The 18,117-nt window shown below is 50.4% G+C and carries 13 protein-coding genes; 3 read left to right on the top strand and 10 right to left on the bottom strand.

Going from position 1 to position 18,117, the window contains the following annotated elements; genetic code table 11:
• Window positions 1-3 precede the first annotated feature (3 nt).
• The 3 genes from ACTTHR_RS05390 to ACTTHR_RS05380 all read left to right on the top strand — a co-directional run bounded on the left by ACTTHR_RS05390 (window position 4) and on the right by ACTTHR_RS05380 (window position 1,978).
• Window positions 4-588, top strand: a complete 585-nt coding sequence (locus ACTTHR_RS05390) for a MotA/TolQ/ExbB proton channel family protein (RefSeq protein WP_004334552.1) — start codon at window positions 4-6, stop codon at window positions 586-588.
• A gap of 7 nt (window positions 589-595) precedes the next feature.
• Window positions 596-928, top strand: coding sequence for a DUF2149 domain-containing protein (locus ACTTHR_RS05385; RefSeq protein WP_004334439.1), 333 nt, complete (start codon window positions 596-598; stop codon window positions 926-928).
• Between the two features lie 408 nt (window positions 929-1,336).
• Entirely contained in the window at window positions 1,337-1,978 is a 642-nt protein-coding gene (locus tag ACTTHR_RS05380; RefSeq protein WP_442605459.1) for a hypothetical protein, read from the top strand.
• Between the two features lie 155 nt (window positions 1,979-2,133).
• Here ACTTHR_RS05380 and ACTTHR_RS05375 read toward each other — a convergent pair whose 3' ends face one another.
• The 10 genes from ACTTHR_RS05375 to ACTTHR_RS05330 form a co-directional block, all read right to left on the bottom strand.
• Window positions 2,134-4,125, bottom strand: coding sequence for an AAA family ATPase (locus ACTTHR_RS05375; protein WP_442605458.1), 1,992 nt, complete (start codon window positions 4,123-4,125; stop codon window positions 2,134-2,136).
• Window positions 4,126-4,191: 66 nt separating this feature from the next.
• Complete coding sequence (queC, locus tag ACTTHR_RS05370; protein ID WP_442605457.1) at window positions 4,192-4,869, bottom strand: 7-cyano-7-deazaguanine synthase QueC; 678 nt, start codon at window positions 4,867-4,869, stop codon at window positions 4,192-4,194.
• Window positions 4,870-4,947: 78 nt separating this feature from the next.
• Window positions 4,948-6,429, bottom strand: coding sequence for a proline--tRNA ligase (gene proS, locus ACTTHR_RS05365; RefSeq protein ID WP_442605456.1), 1,482 nt, complete (start codon window positions 6,427-6,429; stop codon window positions 4,948-4,950).
• Between the two features lie 192 nt (window positions 6,430-6,621).
• Complete coding sequence (locus tag ACTTHR_RS05360; protein WP_442605455.1) at window positions 6,622-8,736, bottom strand: TonB-dependent receptor plug domain-containing protein; 2,115 nt, start codon at window positions 8,734-8,736, stop codon at window positions 6,622-6,624.
• Between the two features lie 129 nt (window positions 8,737-8,865).
• Window positions 8,866-10,323: a bifunctional metallophosphatase/5'-nucleotidase gene (locus ACTTHR_RS05355; protein WP_442605454.1), complete on the bottom strand. Its 1,458-nt coding sequence runs from the start codon at window positions 10,321-10,323 to the stop codon at window positions 8,866-8,868.
• 29 nt (window positions 10,324-10,352) lie between these two features.
• Complete coding sequence (locus ACTTHR_RS05350; RefSeq protein WP_442605453.1) at window positions 10,353-12,398, bottom strand: M3 family metallopeptidase; 2,046 nt, start codon at window positions 12,396-12,398, stop codon at window positions 10,353-10,355.
• A 43-nt stretch (window positions 12,399-12,441) separates the two neighbouring features.
• Window positions 12,442-13,287 (bottom strand): cation transporter, encoded by an 846-nt coding sequence (locus ACTTHR_RS05345; RefSeq protein WP_442605452.1) that lies wholly within the window; start codon window positions 13,285-13,287, stop codon window positions 12,442-12,444.
• A gap of 15 nt (window positions 13,288-13,302) precedes the next feature.
• Window positions 13,303-13,863, bottom strand: a complete 561-nt coding sequence (locus tag ACTTHR_RS05340; RefSeq protein ID WP_004334525.1) for an isochorismatase family protein — start codon at window positions 13,861-13,863, stop codon at window positions 13,303-13,305.
• Entirely contained in the window at window positions 13,860-15,545 is a 1,686-nt protein-coding gene (locus tag ACTTHR_RS05335; protein WP_442605451.1) for a tetratricopeptide repeat protein, read from the bottom strand. The genes ACTTHR_RS05340 and ACTTHR_RS05335 overlap by 4 nt, the downstream gene beginning before the upstream one ends.
• A gap of 30 nt (window positions 15,546-15,575) precedes the next feature.
• Window positions 15,576-18,116, bottom strand: coding sequence for a YfhO family protein (locus tag ACTTHR_RS05330; RefSeq protein ID WP_442605450.1), 2,541 nt, complete (start codon window positions 18,114-18,116; stop codon window positions 15,576-15,578).
• Window position 18,117: the final 1 nt, after the last annotated feature.

Genomic DNA, 18,117 nt, shown 5'->3' with positions numbered 1-18,117 from the left:
AGTATGCACTATCTATCCAACGCTATGTTTTGGGTTTCCAATGGTCTATTGGTACCTGTAGTAGTAGCTCTGCTCTATCTGTTTATCCGTTCGCTGCTGATGCTGGGGACTTTGTTTGGTACGTGGCAAACGCACCGCAGACGCCAAGATGCCTACTCAAAGGTAATCAGCAAAGAGAGCCAATTTGATGTAACGGCTCTGCAATCTGTCTTGGCAAAGCAACGAAAGGGCCCCTTCGACCTCCTCCTTGGTACGTTGCTTACGAGTGATCGTGCGCGTCGGGATCTTCTCATCGGGGAGTATGACCTAGCCGTAGAGCACCGCCTCGGGGCTGCCAAGATACTCACGAAGTTCGGCCCTATCCTCGGGCTTATGGGTACACTTATCCCTATGGGGCCTGCTTTGGTTGGGCTTTCTTCCGGAGACATTGCCAGCATGGCGTACAATATGCAGGTGGCTTTTGCCACTACCGTGATAGGGATGTTTACCTCTGCTGTGGGCTACATTGCGCTACATATTTTGCGCAGCTATCACCACCACGACCTTATTTGGTTGGATTATGTAAACGAGAAGCTCGACAACGAATAATCGGATCATGAAGAAGCGCAGACGTTTTGAGGAGGAAGAGGCAGATCCCTCTTCTCTCGTATCCAATCTATTTGACGTGGCCATGGTCTTTGCCTTGGCTCTCATGGTGGCTCTGGTGACCAAGTTCAATATGACGGAAGTTTTCAGCCAAGAGGACTATACCATCGTAAAGAATCCCGGGAAAGAGAATATGGAGATCATCATGAAGAAGGGGGAAAAGATTGAGAAGTACACGCCAAGTAACGACACCGCCAATCCGAAGGATGGCAACAAAGGGAAGCGTGTAGGCGTGGCTTACCAGCTAGAGAACGGCGAGATTATCTACATCCCCGAAGAGTAGCGATCCCCCCTCCCCGCTCCAAAGAGCATAACGAAAAAGGGCTGACTCCACACACACATGGTGGAGTCAGCCCTTGATTTATTCCCTCTCGAGTACCTTTTACCGGAAAGGGAAAGCGGAAAATTCTCTCGCTAGTTTTCATTTCTTTCTTGGGCAATTTTGAGGTCGAATACCAGCTAATTTCTTTTTATTTTTCAGGCAATAAGGGAGAGACATTCTGCCCAAGAAATATTTCTTTTTTAGCCATAGACTCTAGAAATCTTTGGACTGTAAAAAAATCAGCCTCTTGCTGAAAGAGAACGTGACAATCAAGATGTAAAAGAAAAAGTTTTGCTTTGAGATGAATTTTCCATTAGCTAGGATAAATGCTTACAATTAAGAGCGGCGAGAACCAAAACTTTTGTATATTTGGACAGTAGAACACACCAACAAAAAAGAAACATTATGCGTAGTACCCGAATTACAGCCTTAGGAATAGTTGTTTTCCTGTTCCTGCAAGCCGCCCTCTCTAGCTGTCTTCGTATAGGTGGCAAACCCAAATACGATATTGACGAAGATTCCCTCTTTTTCAGTCGAATGCCCCCACGCACCGAGACGGGTGCCAATATCGTTGCCTTTGAATTTGATGGCAAGCCCTATGTCTTCCCCAAAGAGGGGATGAGAGATTATCCGGTATTTTTTTCTCCAGGTAACTGGGGATGTCTTTTGGCAAAGAAGACGAGCGATCAAATCACAGAGTATGTCTTCACGTGGACTGCCGGAAGGGAAGATAAGAAGTATAATCAGACTTCTGCTTATCTTCGGGCAAAAATTTCAGAAAGTTTATTTCACCAAAAAAGTTTTTCCATTAGGGGTAAGTTCCGGTTAGGTGGATGGCATAGTGGAAAAGATAGCCTTTCTTTGATTGTTACAAGATTTGTCCCAGAGGAAAATTTAATTTGTGGGGAGTTTTCAGGAGAGCTTGAGTATGTTAATGGGCAGATAAGCAAAAGGGGAAAGATAACCAATGGCTTCTTTGATTTACGATACAAGGATGCTGTAATATACTAACCCTCTCTCGTGATGCTCTATTTGTCTCTTGCCATCTTAAGCAAAGAGGTGGCACAGTAATCTGTTTTGCTGACTAATAGGAATCCTTGTACCTCTAGCACACTAATAGAACACACCAACAAAGTACAAAGGGCTCTCGGGCTCTGTAGGGCGGGTTAGTCGAGGTTGTTGAGCATCGTTTGGTAGCGGTGCGCCTCCTCAGAGTAGCCGAGTTGCTCGGATACTTCGATTAGCTTGGTCAAGAGGGGCTTATTATCGGGATGCTCCACCACAGCTCGGCTCATTATCTTATAGGCTTCCTTATCCGCCCCCATCTCTAGATTGGTGAAGGCGAACTGCATGGCCACCTCTAGGTGTCGGAATAGCTTTTCGTACCCCTCCTTGAGTAGCTTGTGGGCTTCTTTGATGCGCCCGAGGGAGCGTAGCGCAAAGCCCTTGCGTGCTAGAGCTGTGGGATGGAGCGGATTGAGCGCGAGAGCCTTGTCGTAATTGTTGAGCGCCGAAGTCGGATCGTCGTATTCATCAAGGCACTGATCGCCCATTTCGATGTATTCGAGAGCCAACTTCTCCAGTTGCGCCTTATCCTTTTTCGTCTCCTTCGTCTTCTTTTTCTGCTGTTCGATTACGCCCTCTACCTGATAGAGTTTGTGGAGTAGAAGTCTACGCGCCTGGGGGGAGTCGAAGATGTTTTTCTCGTTAAGAGCTTGACCAAAGAGTGTAATGGCTTGATGGAGGTCGCCCTTATTGAGTAGTTGGAGAGCAGATTGGTAGAGTGAGTAGGCATGGCTCTCCTCCAGAGCTACTTGCAATTGCTGTGGATTGGCGGCAGCACGGTAGTACTCAATGATGGAGGAGCGAGTGATTACATCCTGCTTGCGGAAGGGACGAAGGAGATTCATCCCCTCGAGAGAGCGGCACCGGCTAAGGGCTACATAGGCCTGTCCTGCGGCAAATGTGCCGTCGGAGAAGTCGATGGTGGCGTGGTCGAACGTTAGCCCCTGGCTCTTGTGTATGGTAATGGCCCAGGCGAGACGCAGAGGGTACTGTGTGAAGCGTCCTATTACCTCCTCTTCTATGGTGTTATTCTCCTCGTTGAGCGAATATCGCTTGTTCTCCCACGTGTAGGGTTCTACTTGGCATTCTCTCCCATCCTCCAATGCCACCTCTATAAAACCAAACTCCTCGTTTGCCCCTAGGTATCGCCCTAGTGTGCCGTTGACCCACTCGTGGTTGGGATCGTTGGCAATAAACATCACCTGCGCACCTTCTTTGAGGGCGAGTACAAGGTCTGTGGGTAGACTGCTCTCGGGGAATTCACCCGATACCGAACCCTTAAATTCGGACTTCTTGCTCTCCAGCTCAGCCAGCTGACTTTCGTTGATAGCCATGGCGCGATCTCGCCGCGAGGTGAGGGTTATGTTGAAGTCCGAGGAGGAGGCAAGAGCTGCGTTTTGTCCGCTTCGCTCATTCAGGAGAGCTACATCTTGGTCGGATGTGTTGCCGGTGCGTATGTGGTCCAGAATGGAAACAAAGGTGCGGTCGGTCTGCCGGTACACCTTGTTGAGTTCGATCAGCAGGGGCTTTTGGGTATCGAAGGCGGCAGCTCCATAGAAAAAGGGCGTTGTGTAGAAGCGGTTGATGATCTCTGTTTCTCCCCTCGTTACCACGGGTTCGAGTTGGAAGAGATCGCCCACAAAGAGCATCTGCACGCCCCCAAAAGGTGTAGACATAAGCCCCCTGATTACCCTTAGTAAATAGTCTATGGCGTCCACAATATCCGCCCTCACCATAGATACCTCGTCTATGATAATTAGTTCGAGTTTGTTGATGAGCTTGCGTTGCTCCTTGCGGATGCGCTTGAGCGAATTGCGGAGGAGTTCCTTGTCGCTCGGCGGAATAGGACTAAAAGGTAAACGGAAGAAGGAGTGGATGGTTTGCCCCCCGGCATTGAGGGCGGAGATGCCCGTAGGGGCGAGTATGACGTGCTCCTTTTTGGTGTGGGCACTGACATGCCTCAGAAGTGAGCTTTTACCCGTGCCGGCTCGCCCCGTGAGAAAGATATTGCGGTTGGTCTCCTCTACAAGTTGTAGAAGGTATTGCATCTCCAAATTCTCGGGGTCGGGGATACGGATTAGTGGGTCGCTCATTGTGGGTCGGTGGGGTTCGGGTTGTTCCCCCTTTCCTTACAAAGGAGAGGGACGGCACAGCTTGCCTTATTGGAGGTAGGAGGTGGGGTCGGGGACGCCTGCCAGGGCAAAGGCCTCTTTTCGTTCACGGCAAGTTGCACACTCTCCGCACTGCGTCTCTCCGCCCACATAGCAGCTCCAGGTGGTGGCGTAGTCCAGCCCGAGTGGCATCCCTACGGCTACAATTTCGCTTTTGGAGAGGAGGGTATAGGGGGCAGCAAGCTCTACTTGGTTGGAGGTCCCTTGCAGTATCGCCTCTGCCATAGGTTCGGCAAAAGCGGCTCGGCAGTCCGGATAGATATTGTGATCGCCAAAGTGATTGGCAATAAATAGGCGTTTCAGCCCTCGGCTCTCGGCAAGTCCGGCGGCAATGCTCAGCATGATGCCATTGCGAAAGGGCACCACCGTAGCTTGCATATTCTCTTCGTTATACGCCCCTAGAGGGATCTCTCCGCCCGAGAGAAGTAGGTCGCTGCGGAAGTATTGCCCCATAAAGCCAAGAGGGATGATCAGGTGCTCGATGCCCAATTGCCGGCAATGATGTTGGGCGCACGGTATCTCCCTTTGGTTATGTTTGGAGCCATAGTCGAAGGTAACGGCTAGGGCAATCTCATCGCGATAGTCGTAGAGCAGCGTGGTACTATCCAGTCCTCCGGAGAGTACGATAAGTCCATCTCGGACGCCATTATGCGCAGTTATCAGCATACGTACAAAGAAAAAGAAAGCCTTAGAAAGTCACCACGCCAAGGTAGTGACCCTCTAAGGTTTTGTTGTTATTGGGGATTAGTAAGCTCGTGCAAAGAGTACACGTTGCTTAGAGGGTTTGCCCGTTACCATACATACCCCGGGCGTTGGGTCTCCACCAAGAGGGATACAGCGAATAGTAGCCTTGGTCTCCTCTTTGATACGTGCCTCGGTCTCGGGGGTACCATCCCAGTGCGCTAGGATAAAGCCGCCCTTCTCAATCTCTACCTTAAACTCCTCGTAGGTATCTACGGTGCGAGTGCTTGCTTCGCGGAAGGCGAGAGCCTTGTCGTAGATATTCTTTTGGATGCTCTGGAGGAGCGATTCGATATGATCGGCAATACCTTCGAAAGCAACCGTCTCTTTGGTAAGCGTATCACGACGAGCTACCTCTACCGTACCCTGCTCTAGGTCGCGCGCGCCGAGGGCAAGGCGTACAGGTATACCCTTGAGTTCGTACTCGGCAAACTTCCATCCGGGCTTCTTGTTGTCGTTATCGTCCAGCTTAACGCTTATGCCTCTAGCGAGTAGGTCTTTGATTAGCGGCTCTACACGCTCACGTATGGCAGCGAGGTGCTCTTCGGTTTTGTAAATAGGTACAATTACTACCTGTATAGGAGCGAGAGAGGGAGGGAGCACGAGCCCGTTATCGTCGGAGTGCGACATGATAAGAGCCCCCATCAAGCGAGTGGAAACACCCCATGAGGTAGCCCAAACCAATTCGCGTTGCCCCTCTTTGTTGAGGAAGTATACGTCAAAGGCTTTGGCAAAGTTCTGCCCCAAGAAGTGAGAAGTCCCCGATTGTAGGGCTTTACCATCCTGCATAAGAGCTTCGATGGTGTAGGTATCTACGGCACCGGCAAAACGCTCTGTCTCGCTCTTGACCCCACGGATCACAGGTACGGCGAGCACCTTCTCGGCAAAGTCGCCATATACCTCAAGCATTTTCTCGGCTTCGGCTACAGCCTCCTCGCGAGTAGCGTGTGCTGTATGTCCCTCTTGCCAGAGGAATTCGGCAGTGCGCAAGAAAAGACGTGTGCGCATCTCCCAACGTACCACGTTTGCCCACTGGTTGCAGAGCACGGGTAGGTCTCGATAGCTTTGGATCCAGTTCTTGTAAGTACTCCAAATGATGGTCTCGGAGGTAGGGCGTACGATGAGTTCTTCTTCGAGTTTAGCCTCGGGGTCTACTACTACACCGCTTCCATCCGGGCTGTTTTTGAGTCTGTAATGAGTTACTACGGCGCATTCCTTGGCAAACCCCTCTACGTGGTCTGCTTCGCGGCTTAGGTAGCTCTTGGGTATGAATAGAGGGAAGTAGGCATTGACGTGCCCTGTTTCCTTAAATCGTTTGTCTAGCTCGGCTTGCATTTTTTCCCAAATAGCATAGCCATAGGGCTTAATGACCATGCAGCCTCGAACGGCAGAGTTCTCTGCAAGATCTGCCTTAGTCACCAAGTCTTGATACCACTGCGAATAGTTTTCGCTGCGGGGAGTAAGCTCCTTAATCTCTTTTGCCATACGTGCAATTTCTGCTGATTTTTCATTTATTTCTGCCGCAAAGGTAGTCAAAAAGTATCGCCCCCCTTGCACAAATGCCCCGTGGATAGTGGAGGTAAAAGGCTGGTTGCGGTGAGGCGGAACAAAAGAAATAGGGCAGACCTCCCGCTTGACGAATGGGGAAGCCTGCCCGAGAGAAGGAGAGGGGAGGGGTTAGAATGCCCCTGAGTCGCTATCCTCGTTGAGTTTTTGAGTCGATACGCTGCGGCTCTTGCCCCAAGAGAAGTCGAAAGCAACATTGAGGCGAATTACCGAGCGGTCGTCGCGGATATGAGTACGAGCCCTGCTCTGTACTAGGCTTTGAGGCACTGTGTGCGAGAGGTATTCGCATTCGGTCAAGAACCAAAGACAATCGGTCTTAAACGTCCAAGGCCCTGTGGTGTATCTAAGCCCCAGAGAAGATTGATTCTCCTTACTGCTTACCACTAAGCCGTCTATTCCATTCCTTAGGAGATTACCCCTGTAATAGATGCCCCATTTGCCATAATTGAGCTCCACCGAGTAGTTGAGTGGTGTAATCCACTTTTGTATGGCGGCACGGTCGGCACCTCTATCAATGCGTATGTTATAGACATCGCCGGAGGTCTTGAATACCAAGCTACCCTTGTCGCTCATCCACGGAGCGTATTGCAGGTTATAGCTCGTACCATAGCCTCTACGATAGCGCGCATTCACGGGAGTGGTGACCAGGTACTCACGCCCCGTTTTGGGGTCCTTTTCTAAGAAGTAATCGTTGTATTCGTCTCCCCAATTGCAGTGAGCTATCGGGGCTAGTTCTACATAGAGATTGGGATAGGTAAGGCTATAGGTTACCCTCGCTCCAAGGCTACGGGTTGGCTTGAGATTGGGGTTCCCTCGATAGAGAATGTATTGCTCTAGATAGCGCATATTCTCAGCATGGGAGCCTAGCTGAGACTCGTAATAGGTATAGCTTGTGCGCAGACGTAGGGCATTGTGTTTGTCTATTATGTACTTGGCATTGAGGTACACTTGGGGACTTAAAGAGGATTGGCGGGCTCCATAGTAATTGCTGTGTAGGTAATCCAATGTACCCTTAAGGGAGAGGTTTACCTGCCCGAGTTTATAGGAGAAATCCCCATAGAGCGAGTGGTTGTTTTGCGTTGTTACACTCGGTTTATTCTCGAAAAAAGAGTTGGTTACGATGGAGTTTAGCTTTGCTCCGTAGTAGCGATACCCAAGAGAGAGTTGGGTAGGAGACTCAAAGGTATGTGTGTAGTCCGCTTGCAAGATGAGCGAATTTTTCTTGAGGTCTTGTACTACTTTGTCACTAAAGACCACCTCTTTGTTGCTGATTTTCTCTTCGTGATTGGTATCTGTTCTATCGGTGAAGATTCCCGTCCATACAGCATTAAACGAGAGCGAATTTTTTTTGTTTATCTCTTTGATAAAGAGGAGATCCACAGAAGATTTTACCTCTTTAGATTGACTGCTATTCTTCGTCGAAAGCTCTGTTCCATTCTCATTTATCGTACCACTTCCTACAGCATGGTAGGGAACGATAGAGGAGGTCGATACCAGTTGTAGGGTATAGTTTCCGGTCTCTTGTCGCTGATAGGTTAGGGTAGGTAGGTGCAGGCGATAGCCAAAGGCATCTTCGAGGCGACTCTTTCTAGAGATCTTGCCAATGCTAGGAAGGGTAAAACTCTGCTCCTTATCGGTGATACGCTCTTTATACTCTCGGCGAGAGAAGTAGTAAGTTGCGGCAAACATATCCTTTTTGCCAAAGGCTGCCCCTTGCAGCCATGCGTCGCTCATCCCAAGCATGGGAGAGACGCTCTGTACAAGGTCTCCGGCGAGGCTCCCTCCGCGGAAGTTGCCATAGGTAAGTACGTTAATCACCTTGTCATACTCACGATAGCGCATGGGTACCATATCGAGGATCTCTAGACGTTTGATTTCTTCGGCGGGCATGGATCGTAAGATGCTTACGTCCGATTGTACTCCGTTGATGAGAATGAGAAAACGCTCTCCGTTCATCATCTCGGGTTTGCGCGTCTCGGGATTCATAGCCACACCTGGTAGTACGGTAAGGAGATCCATAGCGTTGGCCGCTTTTTTGCGCGCTACTTCGGGAATCGAAAAGGTAACACGATCGCTTTTCGTTCGTACAGGATCTGCCTTGATTACTACGGTTTCGAGCTCTTTGCTAGGGACAGCAAGACTTGTACTATCCTGCTGCGCCATGATGTACATGGGGAGCGACAAGAGACCGAGGCAGCCCATGCTGAGGAATAATCTTCTAAACATTTCTTCTTAGGGATTGAGAGTTGTTATTCGGAGAGTATCATACTATCGTGCTATACGATAGAGAGTGTGGTACGCTTGTTACACACACACTCTCTCTATCCTATTTTAGTGATTAACGTTGCATTTCTTTTACTTTACCTTGATATGAATGCGGGGAGAAGCTTTTTGGTACGAGGGGACTTTCTTTAGTTGCCCAATGTAACGCATAATTGCCTCTGCCGTATTGTAGCCCTGTCCTACGGCCGGCTGCTTGTGTTCGTAGGGGTAAGCTGCATTGATATAGGAGTTATAAGCCACTTTGTAGCGACGTTTTGGGCTAAGGGGTTTACCCTTTGCATCGCGCAGTTCGATGGAGGTACATTTTTTGTCGGGGGTGAAGACGTAGTGGGCCGTAGCACCGGAGATAAGGAAGGGGCGATGCTCTTCTTCTCGCACTGTACCGGATAGAAGTAGTGCTTTAAGTTCATCGAGCGATAGGTCTGCTACCATCATTTCGTTGCCAAAGGGGTCGAGTGTGAGTATGTCCCTGCGGGTAATATCCCCCTTGGGGAGCTTGGATATACGCACACCTCCGTTGTTTTGAACGGCAATGTCGCTCTTCGTCATCGAGCGGTAGGCGTCTACCATAAAGTACCCGAGCTGGTCGTACGAAGTGAAGTTTTCGAGGGCTGTCCCTACTACTTCGGAGAAGACGGGATTGTTATTAAACTGATCCACGAGAGCGCGTACCTCTTTGTTCTCTTTCCCTGCCTTGGGGTCTATGGGTAGAGAGTGTGCTTCTTTGGCAATTACTTTACCCTTATGTAGGGTCATTTGCATCATGTTGAGGTGCTGGAGTTTGCATCCACTTTGAGAGATGGAGACGCTACCAACTTCTACGGGAGCGGGTAGGTAGGTGTGAGAGTGCCCCCCAATGATAAGGTCTATCCAGGGATTCTGAGCGGCTACTACTTGGTCTTCTTCGAGCCCTAAGTGGCTGATGAGAACGGTCGCATCGCACCGGTCGTGCATATCTTTATACCGGGGGAGGACGTCTCTTGCGAGCTCAAATTTGATCCCATGTAGCCAATCGGGGTGCGTAGCCGGCTTGCCGTCGGCCTCGAGTTGTACGGCACCGAGGAGGGCAACGCGTACCCCTTTGTCGTAGAATGTGTGCACGGTAGAGGGGAGTATACGTATACCGATATAGGGCTCTACCTCTACATTGCTACAGATGAAGGGGAATTGGGCTTCTTGTGTGAGGAGGGCGAAGCCATAGGGACGCGAGTCGAACTCATGATTCCCCACCGTGGAGTAAGTAAACCCAACGGCATTCATAAGAGCGACCATGGGGTATCCCTTAGGAGAGAACTGGTCGTTGATGGGGTTGCCTGTTTGGTTGTCTCCGGCCGATACGAGCACGAGATCGGGGTAAAGACCGCGAAGACTATCCACCATGTAGGCGAAGCGAGGGAAGCGGTCGAGGGTTGCATGCATGTCGTTTACAGAGAGAAACGTAATGGTTGTAGGTTTCTCTTGAGCAAAAAGGAACTGAATCCCCAACAACAAGGAGATCAGGATTTGAATGTAGGTACGGTGTTTTTTCATAACTCCATAGTGCTTAGTTTTTAATATGTTTATAGGATATGATCTCGTTTGAGGAGAGCATTGATCTCGGGTTTGCGTCCACGGAAAGCCACATATAGCTCCATGGCTTCTCGTAGGTCGCCCTTTTCTAAAATATGGGTGCGGAAGGCTTGAGCCACCTCTGAGTTGAATATCCCTTTATCTTGGAATAGGGAGAAGGCATCGGCATCGAGTACTTCGCTCCATTTGTAGCCATAGTACCCGGCTGCATAGCCTCCCGAGAAGAGATGCCCAAAGGAAGTCGAGCCCATACAGCCCTTGGGAGCCGGGGGCACAATGCGTACCGAAGCCGTGGCGTCGCGCTCAAATTGCTCCAGATCGCACCCCTCGGGTAGAGGTGACTCTAGGGTGTGGTACGCCATATCGAGGAGTCCAAACGAAAGTTGGCGTAGCGTATTGTATCCTGCAGGATAGCCTTCGGCTTCGATCATCTTGCCCAAGAGTTCCTCAGGTAGAGGCTGATTTGTTTGGAAGTGTAGGGCAAAAGTCTTGACAAACTCAGCCTGTAGAAGCCAGTTTTCCATGAGCTGACTCGGTAGCTCTACGAAGTCGCGCGTTACGTTGGTTCCGCTGAGGGAGGTGTATTTGCTTTGGGTAAGGAGCCCGTGTAGCCCATGCCCAAATTCGTGCAAGAAGGTATTGACTTCGTTGGGCGAAAGGAGCGAGGGAAGATCTTTGGTAGCTTGCGTGAAGTTCATCACAAGCAGGATGTGGGGGCGTCGCTCGCCCCGTTGCTCTTTGAGGTTGTTCATCCATGCACCACTTCTTTTGCCTTCGCGAGGGAAGAAGTCGAGGTACAAAAGTCCGAGCAGTTGCTTTGTTTTATTGTCTTGCACTCGGTAGGGAAGTACATCGGGGTGGTAGATAGGGAGTTCTTTGGCAGGGATAAATGAAATATCGTACAAGCGAGAGGCTAAGCCAAAAACACCCTCTATAACGCGATGTAGAGGGAAGTAGGGGCGGAGCTCCTCCTGACTAAAGGCATAGTGTTGCTCTCGGTATTGCTCGATGTAGTACATGACATCCCACGGCTCCAAGGGGGCATTTTTGAGTTGTGCGATGGCCTCCATCTCTTTTACCCCGGTGGGCTTATAAGACTCCCTTAGGTCGGTAAGGAGCAGCATTACCTGCTCGGGCGTGTTGAGCATTCGCTTCTCTAGAGCATAGTCCGCATAGCTCTTATAGCCGAGGAGTTGGGCTATCTGTAGACGATGATTGACGATCTTTTGCGTTATAGCTCGGTTGTCCGTCTCCCCTCCATGGCAGCAAAGAGTCGCCTTGGCTAGGTACATTTGTTGCCGGATATGTGGGTCGGGGCAAAACTTCATGATAGCCGTGTAGCAGGGGAAGGATAGGTCGAAAAGATACCCTCCTTTGTGTCCTTTCTCTAGAGCGGCTGAGGCGGTTTTCTCCCTTATGGCTTGGGGGAGAGGAGCAATGGCTTCTGCTTGGTCTATATAGAGAGAAAAGGCGTTCTCCTCCTTAATAACGTGGTTGCCAAAGGTGAGTGTGGCAAGGCTTAACTCCTCACGCAGTGTGCGCAAAATCTCTTTCTTCTCCGGGGGGAGCAATGCGCCTTGTCGGGTAAAGCCATCATAGCAATTCTCTAGAAGACGACGATCTGCTTCGTCTAAATCGAGGGATTCTCGCTGTTCATAGACAATGCGAATCCGCTCAAACAATTCTGGCGAGAGGCTGGTGTCGTTGCTCAGCGCCGTAAGTTCGGGCGAAAGCTCTTCGGCAAGAGCCATCAGTTGAGTATTGCTATTGGCATGGAGTAGGTTGAAGAAAACACCCTCCACAGCCTCTAAGGCCGCCCCCATCTCCTCTAGTGCCACAATTGTATTGGCAAAAGTGGGAGGCTCGGGGTTCTCTATAATGGCGGCCAGTTCCGCGCGATACTGAGCGATGGCAGCCCGAAAGGTGGGTGCAAAGTGCTCATCCTTAATCCGATCAAAGGGGAAGGCTCCATAGGGTGTTGAGGGGTTTACAAAGAGTTGATCTAAGATTGTTTGGGCTGTTGAAGAGGCTTTCATTGTTTGTTATCCTTTAGATATTTCTTGTTCTTTCCCAACGGTTCTAACAAGCAAGACGGAAGATGCGCCATGCTGAGCGTAGCACAAGTAAGAATATGAGTATCCCGATAATCAGATCAGGGTAGGGAGAGTGCGTGAGAGTAACGCATACGGCAGAGGCTATGACACCGATATTCACAAGTATGTCGGCAGAGGTAAAGATCCGAGAGGCTTCCATATGAGCACTCTTGCGATTAGAATGATTTAGGATGAGGAGTGAAACCGTATTGCCCGTGAGAGCTATGAGTGAAATGCCAATCATCAGCCACATAGAGGGGATTCCACTAAAATGGATAACTCGCATGGTAACTTCATAGATCCCCCAAAGGGCCAGTATGAGTTGTATGCCTCCGGCAATACCTGCTACCCGCCTTTGCCTTTGTGCGGATGTTCCCACGGCAAGAAGGGCTAGCGTGTAGACAACGCTATCGGCAAGCATATCCATACCATCAGCCAGCAAGCCCATGGATTCTCCGATATATCCCGTAATGCTTTCGAGAAGGAAGCACCCGAAGTTAATGATCAGAACGAACCAAAGAGCTCTTCGTTCCGTTTTTTCCTTCGTTTCATTCCCCTCCACACAAGAGCAACTGCAAGCAGCCTCATGGGGGACCATGGTGTTAGGTATGGTGGTTGATTCTGTTGAAGATAGGAGATGACTCCCCAGCCGGAGGGTATCCAGTGCTGTGGTGATACGCCCCTCTTCGGTTTCGTGGTAGAGGGTTACCTCTCGCTTCTCAAGATCAAATTGCATCAAGTGGATTCCCTCTATACCGGCCAGTTTCATGCGGATTAACTGCTCCTCACAGGGGCAATCCATAGCATCTACTCGATAAATAGTCTGTCTCATGATTTTTATGGAGATCTAACAAGTACGGAGTCGAGGTTGTGTGGCAATGAATTGCCGTAGGGTGGTGCCGTCGTCAATATGCGCGATACCAGCGGAGAGAAGTGTAATACGTGAAGTATAACCGTGACGAATGAGATCTTGCAAACTCTGTAAAACACAATAATTCCCTGCGATACCGGCAAGGACAATCTCTTGTGCCCTTTCGATAGCAGGGGGAACGGACTCGGGGAATGCGCTATAGCTATCGCGCTCCGGCGTTGTCGCTTTCTCTACCATGCAGAAAGGGATATGACGCCGATACACTTCGTGCACCAGAGGGAGTAGCTCCGGTGTGATGGCAGCTCCCTCGGTATAACGCACGCAGTGGGAGGGCCAAACTCCGCCTTGAGACGTAAAACTACAATGGTCAAAAGGGTGTTGGTCGCTCGTGAAAACAACACTCTCTATCTCCTCAATGTGCTCCAGCCCCCATTGGGCAAGATAGCTCATTGCCTCATGGGCACTAGAGACGGCAAGTGACCCACTTACGAAATCGACTTGAGGGTCGATGACTACCAACGTGATGGGATTTTTCATTTGAGGAGCTGAACAAATCTTTCGTTATTGGCAAGCGACGCAAACTCTTTGTCTAAGATGGCTCGAGAGCGTAGAGAGGGATCCCTTCTGATAGCCTCTGAGAGGAAGTTGATAGCACTGCGGTCGTCTTGCATCCGTGCGGCAACAATGGCCTTCAGATAGTCTGTTGTGGCATTGGTGCGTACTACGTTGTTTAGGGTTTCCATAGCACTATCGTACCGGCGATTGAGCAATTGCGCAATGGCAGCGTTGTTGCTTTTGGTAGAGCCAAACGCCTTGAGAGCTTGTTCGTACTTCCCTTGCTTGAGGTAGAGTAGAGCGAGTACTTCGCCGTTGTCGCTTTGCAACGATTGTCCGATAAGCTCTTCGGCCTCCGATGTCTTACCCTCTTCTAGGGCAAGAAGAGCGAGATTGAGGCGAGCCTCGGGGGTGTCGTTTACCGATCTGCTCCGCTCTAGCCAGGCCTTAGCTTCACTTGTCTTCCCTTGCAAGATTTGTAGGGCGGCTATATTGTTGTAGGCTCGTGCATCTTTGGGGTATAGCCCGGTAGCCTTTTGGTAGATCTGCTGTTTTTCTTTGTCGGTTTTGGCTATGGCAGCGGCGTAGAGTAGCTCTTCGATAGTCAGTTTTTGGGGAGCGTTCTGAGCTAGCTCGGCAATCTCCAAGTCGCTCTTGCCGATGGTTTCTACAAGAGCCGATACACGAGAGCGACGCAGTTTGGGCAAAATATCTTGGGCGAGCTGACTAAATACGAGACTGATGTTGCGGATTTCGCGCTCACGTTCCTCGGGGTCGGTGTACATAGAGAGGACGCGGAGGATAAGGTCTTTGTCCTGAATGTTGCTTTGTTCTACAAAGGTGCGGAATCCCTCCCAGTCTTCGGCGGTATAGTGTGCCGCTATTTGGATGTCACGAGCTAAGGCACGATGCAAAGCCTCGGAGGTGTTTTTCTCGCGCTGAGCTGATAGTTTTTCGTTAAGCGCGAGCCCACCATCGGGGGAAGCATAGGCTTGTACCTCTACAGATACACGCTGATTGGGTGCTTCGTGTGCATTCTCGATGAGCTCTCGTAGGTCGCTTACTTCCTGCTTTTTTAGCTCAGAGGAGCGTACGTTGGCCTGCTGTATTAAGAAGAGAATATCGGCATCGTAGCGATCTTTGATTATCCTTTGGAAGGCATCGGGGGCAATTACAGGAGTACAGCCCGATAGCCCGGCAAGCGTTACCGTAGAGAGTACTCCCTCTCCTACTTTTACGTCGGGTAGTGTTACCTGTTTGCCCTTTATCGTAGCTCTAAAAGAGAGATAGAGGTCACTCTCTTGCATGCGAGGAGTGTAGGCAAAGCGAGTGGAGAAGTGGGTAGTACCACCGGCTTCGTAAGGGACGACGGAGTTATTATCTCGTACATTCTCGCCCTGTATGGTATAGGTTGCTCCCCAGGTTTCCCCCCCTTTGTAGCGCAGTACGGGCACGAAGCTCACCTGGGCATTCTTATTCATCCACTTAGAGGGGATATTGATTGTGAAGGAAGCGGGAACCTCAGAGCCCACTAGCTCTAGAGGGCGTGGGTCTGCGGTAATATGCTCTGAGGCTAGAGGTTTGAGTTTGGCGGCACATGACGAAATAAGGACTACGGAAGAAAGTCCAACTGCAAGGTGGAAAAAAGATTGACAACGGATCATTTTTAGAGCGATTATAGGGGTTATTTCTATTTAGGATTGAAGGGAAGAAGGGGTAGACTCTGCTCTCTTACGGCGGACAATAGGGAGCACAATCGAGAGTAAAGCCATGAGTAAAAGAAGTATGCTTGCCGACCAAGCAATGGCTTCGAGTGTTGAGATACTCCTAGGCGAGAAGGTGAAGCGCAGAGTATGCTCTCCGCTGGGGACAATGACTGCGCGCAATACATAGTCCGCCCGTAGGATCTCTGTTTCTTTATCATCGATTGTGGCATGCCACCCCTCGGGATAGTAGATTTCGGAGCAGACAGCAAGGGCCGTTCCCTTGTTTTGAGTCTTATAAACAATCTCTTTTGGGGTATAACTAACAATCGATATAGAGGCCATGCTATCTGTTGGCTGTGCCGGGAGCGCGCGCAAAACGTCGCTAGCAAACCGCTCATCTACCACCGCCGTAGTGCGAAGGTCTACCTTGCGGAGTGCTTGCATCTCGCTATTGGCATCAGGCACGATCTCTACCTTTTGTGCAAACCAAGCCGCTCCATACGCATTGGGGTTGAGTATCGCCTGTGGCTGCCCCTGCGGAGTAGGTTGTATCACGTAGCGTGTATTGAGCATGTTTACTACCTCTATGTTGATGGCAGAGGCATCGTATTGCCCCTCTCTCTGGGGCGTTAATTGGTGCGTTATCAGGTCTTGATAACGCTGAAGTTTAGCGGCATGATACCCTCCAATGCTGTGGTGCCATCGGCTGGTTGTCGCATCGTTGAAGGTATTGACAGATTGGTTCCAAACTCGGAATCCGGGGGTCTTGTCCGCTAGGATTGTCTCATCTGCAGGCGTCTTGGGGGCAGCCATGGCACTAACCTCCCTTTGGGGGCGAAACATTCCGTCGTTGAGGTAGCGTTTGTCTACCATCCACAAGTCCACAAGGGAGAGTACACCTATGAGGGCAAATGCAGGGAGTGCTTTGAGTTTCCCTCGGCAGTAGACAAGGAGGGTACCTCCCGATAGCACGATAAAGAGAAGAGACCTCCAAGCATCAGCTTGCAGCATAGACTTGCGTACCGACACAAGGGCGTCTCGAAGCCCTACATACTCGGGATTTTGCAAAACGAGAGCGGATAGTTGCTCCTGCTCGGCATGGGTCAAGAAGCTAACCAGTAGGCCGGGGGCTAACGCGTAGACGAGGCAAATAACGAGAGGTATTCCTAGAGAGATGCCAAGGGCGAGGCGATTCTTTATGACCTCTTGAGGGGCGCGAATTACTTCTACTAGGGCAAGAATGGCAAGTGTGGGAATGGTAAACTCCGCAATGACCAGTATAGAGGAGACCGCGCGGAAGTTGTTGTACAAGGGGAAGTAGTCGATGAAAAGATCGGTCAATCCCAGAAAGTTTTTGCCCCACGAGAGGAGAATGGAGAGGAGGGTAGTTGCAAGGAGAGCCCATTTGACGGGGCCTTTTACGATAAAACACCCTAAGAGGAAAAGGCAAAGCACGAAGGCTCCTACGTACACGGGCCCGGAGGTGAAAGGTTGCTCACCCCAGTAGGAAGATGCTCCGGCTATTACCTCCCGATATTCCGGTCTTACCTCGGATAGTCTTGCAGGTTTGCTGCCGATAGCCTCGGAGGCTCCTCCTCGCACGTTGGGCACGAGTAGGGTCATCGTCTCTCCTATGCCATAGCTCCATTGCGTGATGTACTCTCGTTCCAAACCTTCTGGATTAGCTTGCGACGATGTGCCTTGCGGAGCCGTGGGGTCGGGGATGGTCAATTCGCTACCCCCACGCATCGTCTGTTTGGCATACCTATAAGTATGGTATAGGTTGGTTGCGTTGATAGCCACACCTACTAGTCCGGCAATAAGAGCTACGGCAGTAGACTTGGCAAAATGAGCCATCTTTTTCGTGCGTATGGCCTCTACACCCCATGCTATGACCAGTGCTGCCATAACGAACAGGAAGTAATAGGTCATTTGCACGTGGTTGGCGAGGATTTGCATCGCCGTAAAGAAAGCCATCGTAACACCCCCTGAGAGCCACTTGCCTCTGTATATCCAAACAAGGCCTGCGATGGTGGGAGGGATATAGGCTAGGGCGGTGAGCTTCCAGATATGCCCGGCGGCAATTAGGATTACAAAGTAACTGGAGAAGGCCCACATTATCCCTCCAATGGCGGCAAGGAGGTTGCGAACTCGCAACGATTTTAGGAAGATGAAAAACCCGACCATTAGGGCAAAGAGGAGCCATCCCAAGCTACCCAAGAAAGCCCTCAAACCGTATAGTTTCTCTAGATTCATCCATGGGCGTGTGGAGGGGTACGAGGGGGCTATTTGGTACATAGGCATCCCCCCAAAGAGACTATTGGTCCAATAGGAATGCTCTCCGGTGGCGGCCTCAAAGTCTCGTACGTCTTGAGCGGTGCCCGAGGCTCCTGCAATGTCTTGTTGGAAAAGCCCTCTTCCCTCTAGATTGGCAGGGGCGAAATAGACAAAGGTAATGGCAGCAAAAAGCAGTATAATGCCTATGTAGGGGAGGGCTTTGCGAAGCCAATGGGGTAGAGAGAGAGCCATA

The sequence above is a fragment of the Porphyromonas endodontalis genome (genome assembly GCF_052173515.1).
Lineage (GTDB): Bacteria > Bacteroidota > Bacteroidia > Bacteroidales > Porphyromonadaceae > Porphyromonas > Porphyromonas endodontalis_A.
Note: the sequence above shows the minus strand (reverse complement) of the source record. Positions and strands in the feature narration are given on the sequence as shown.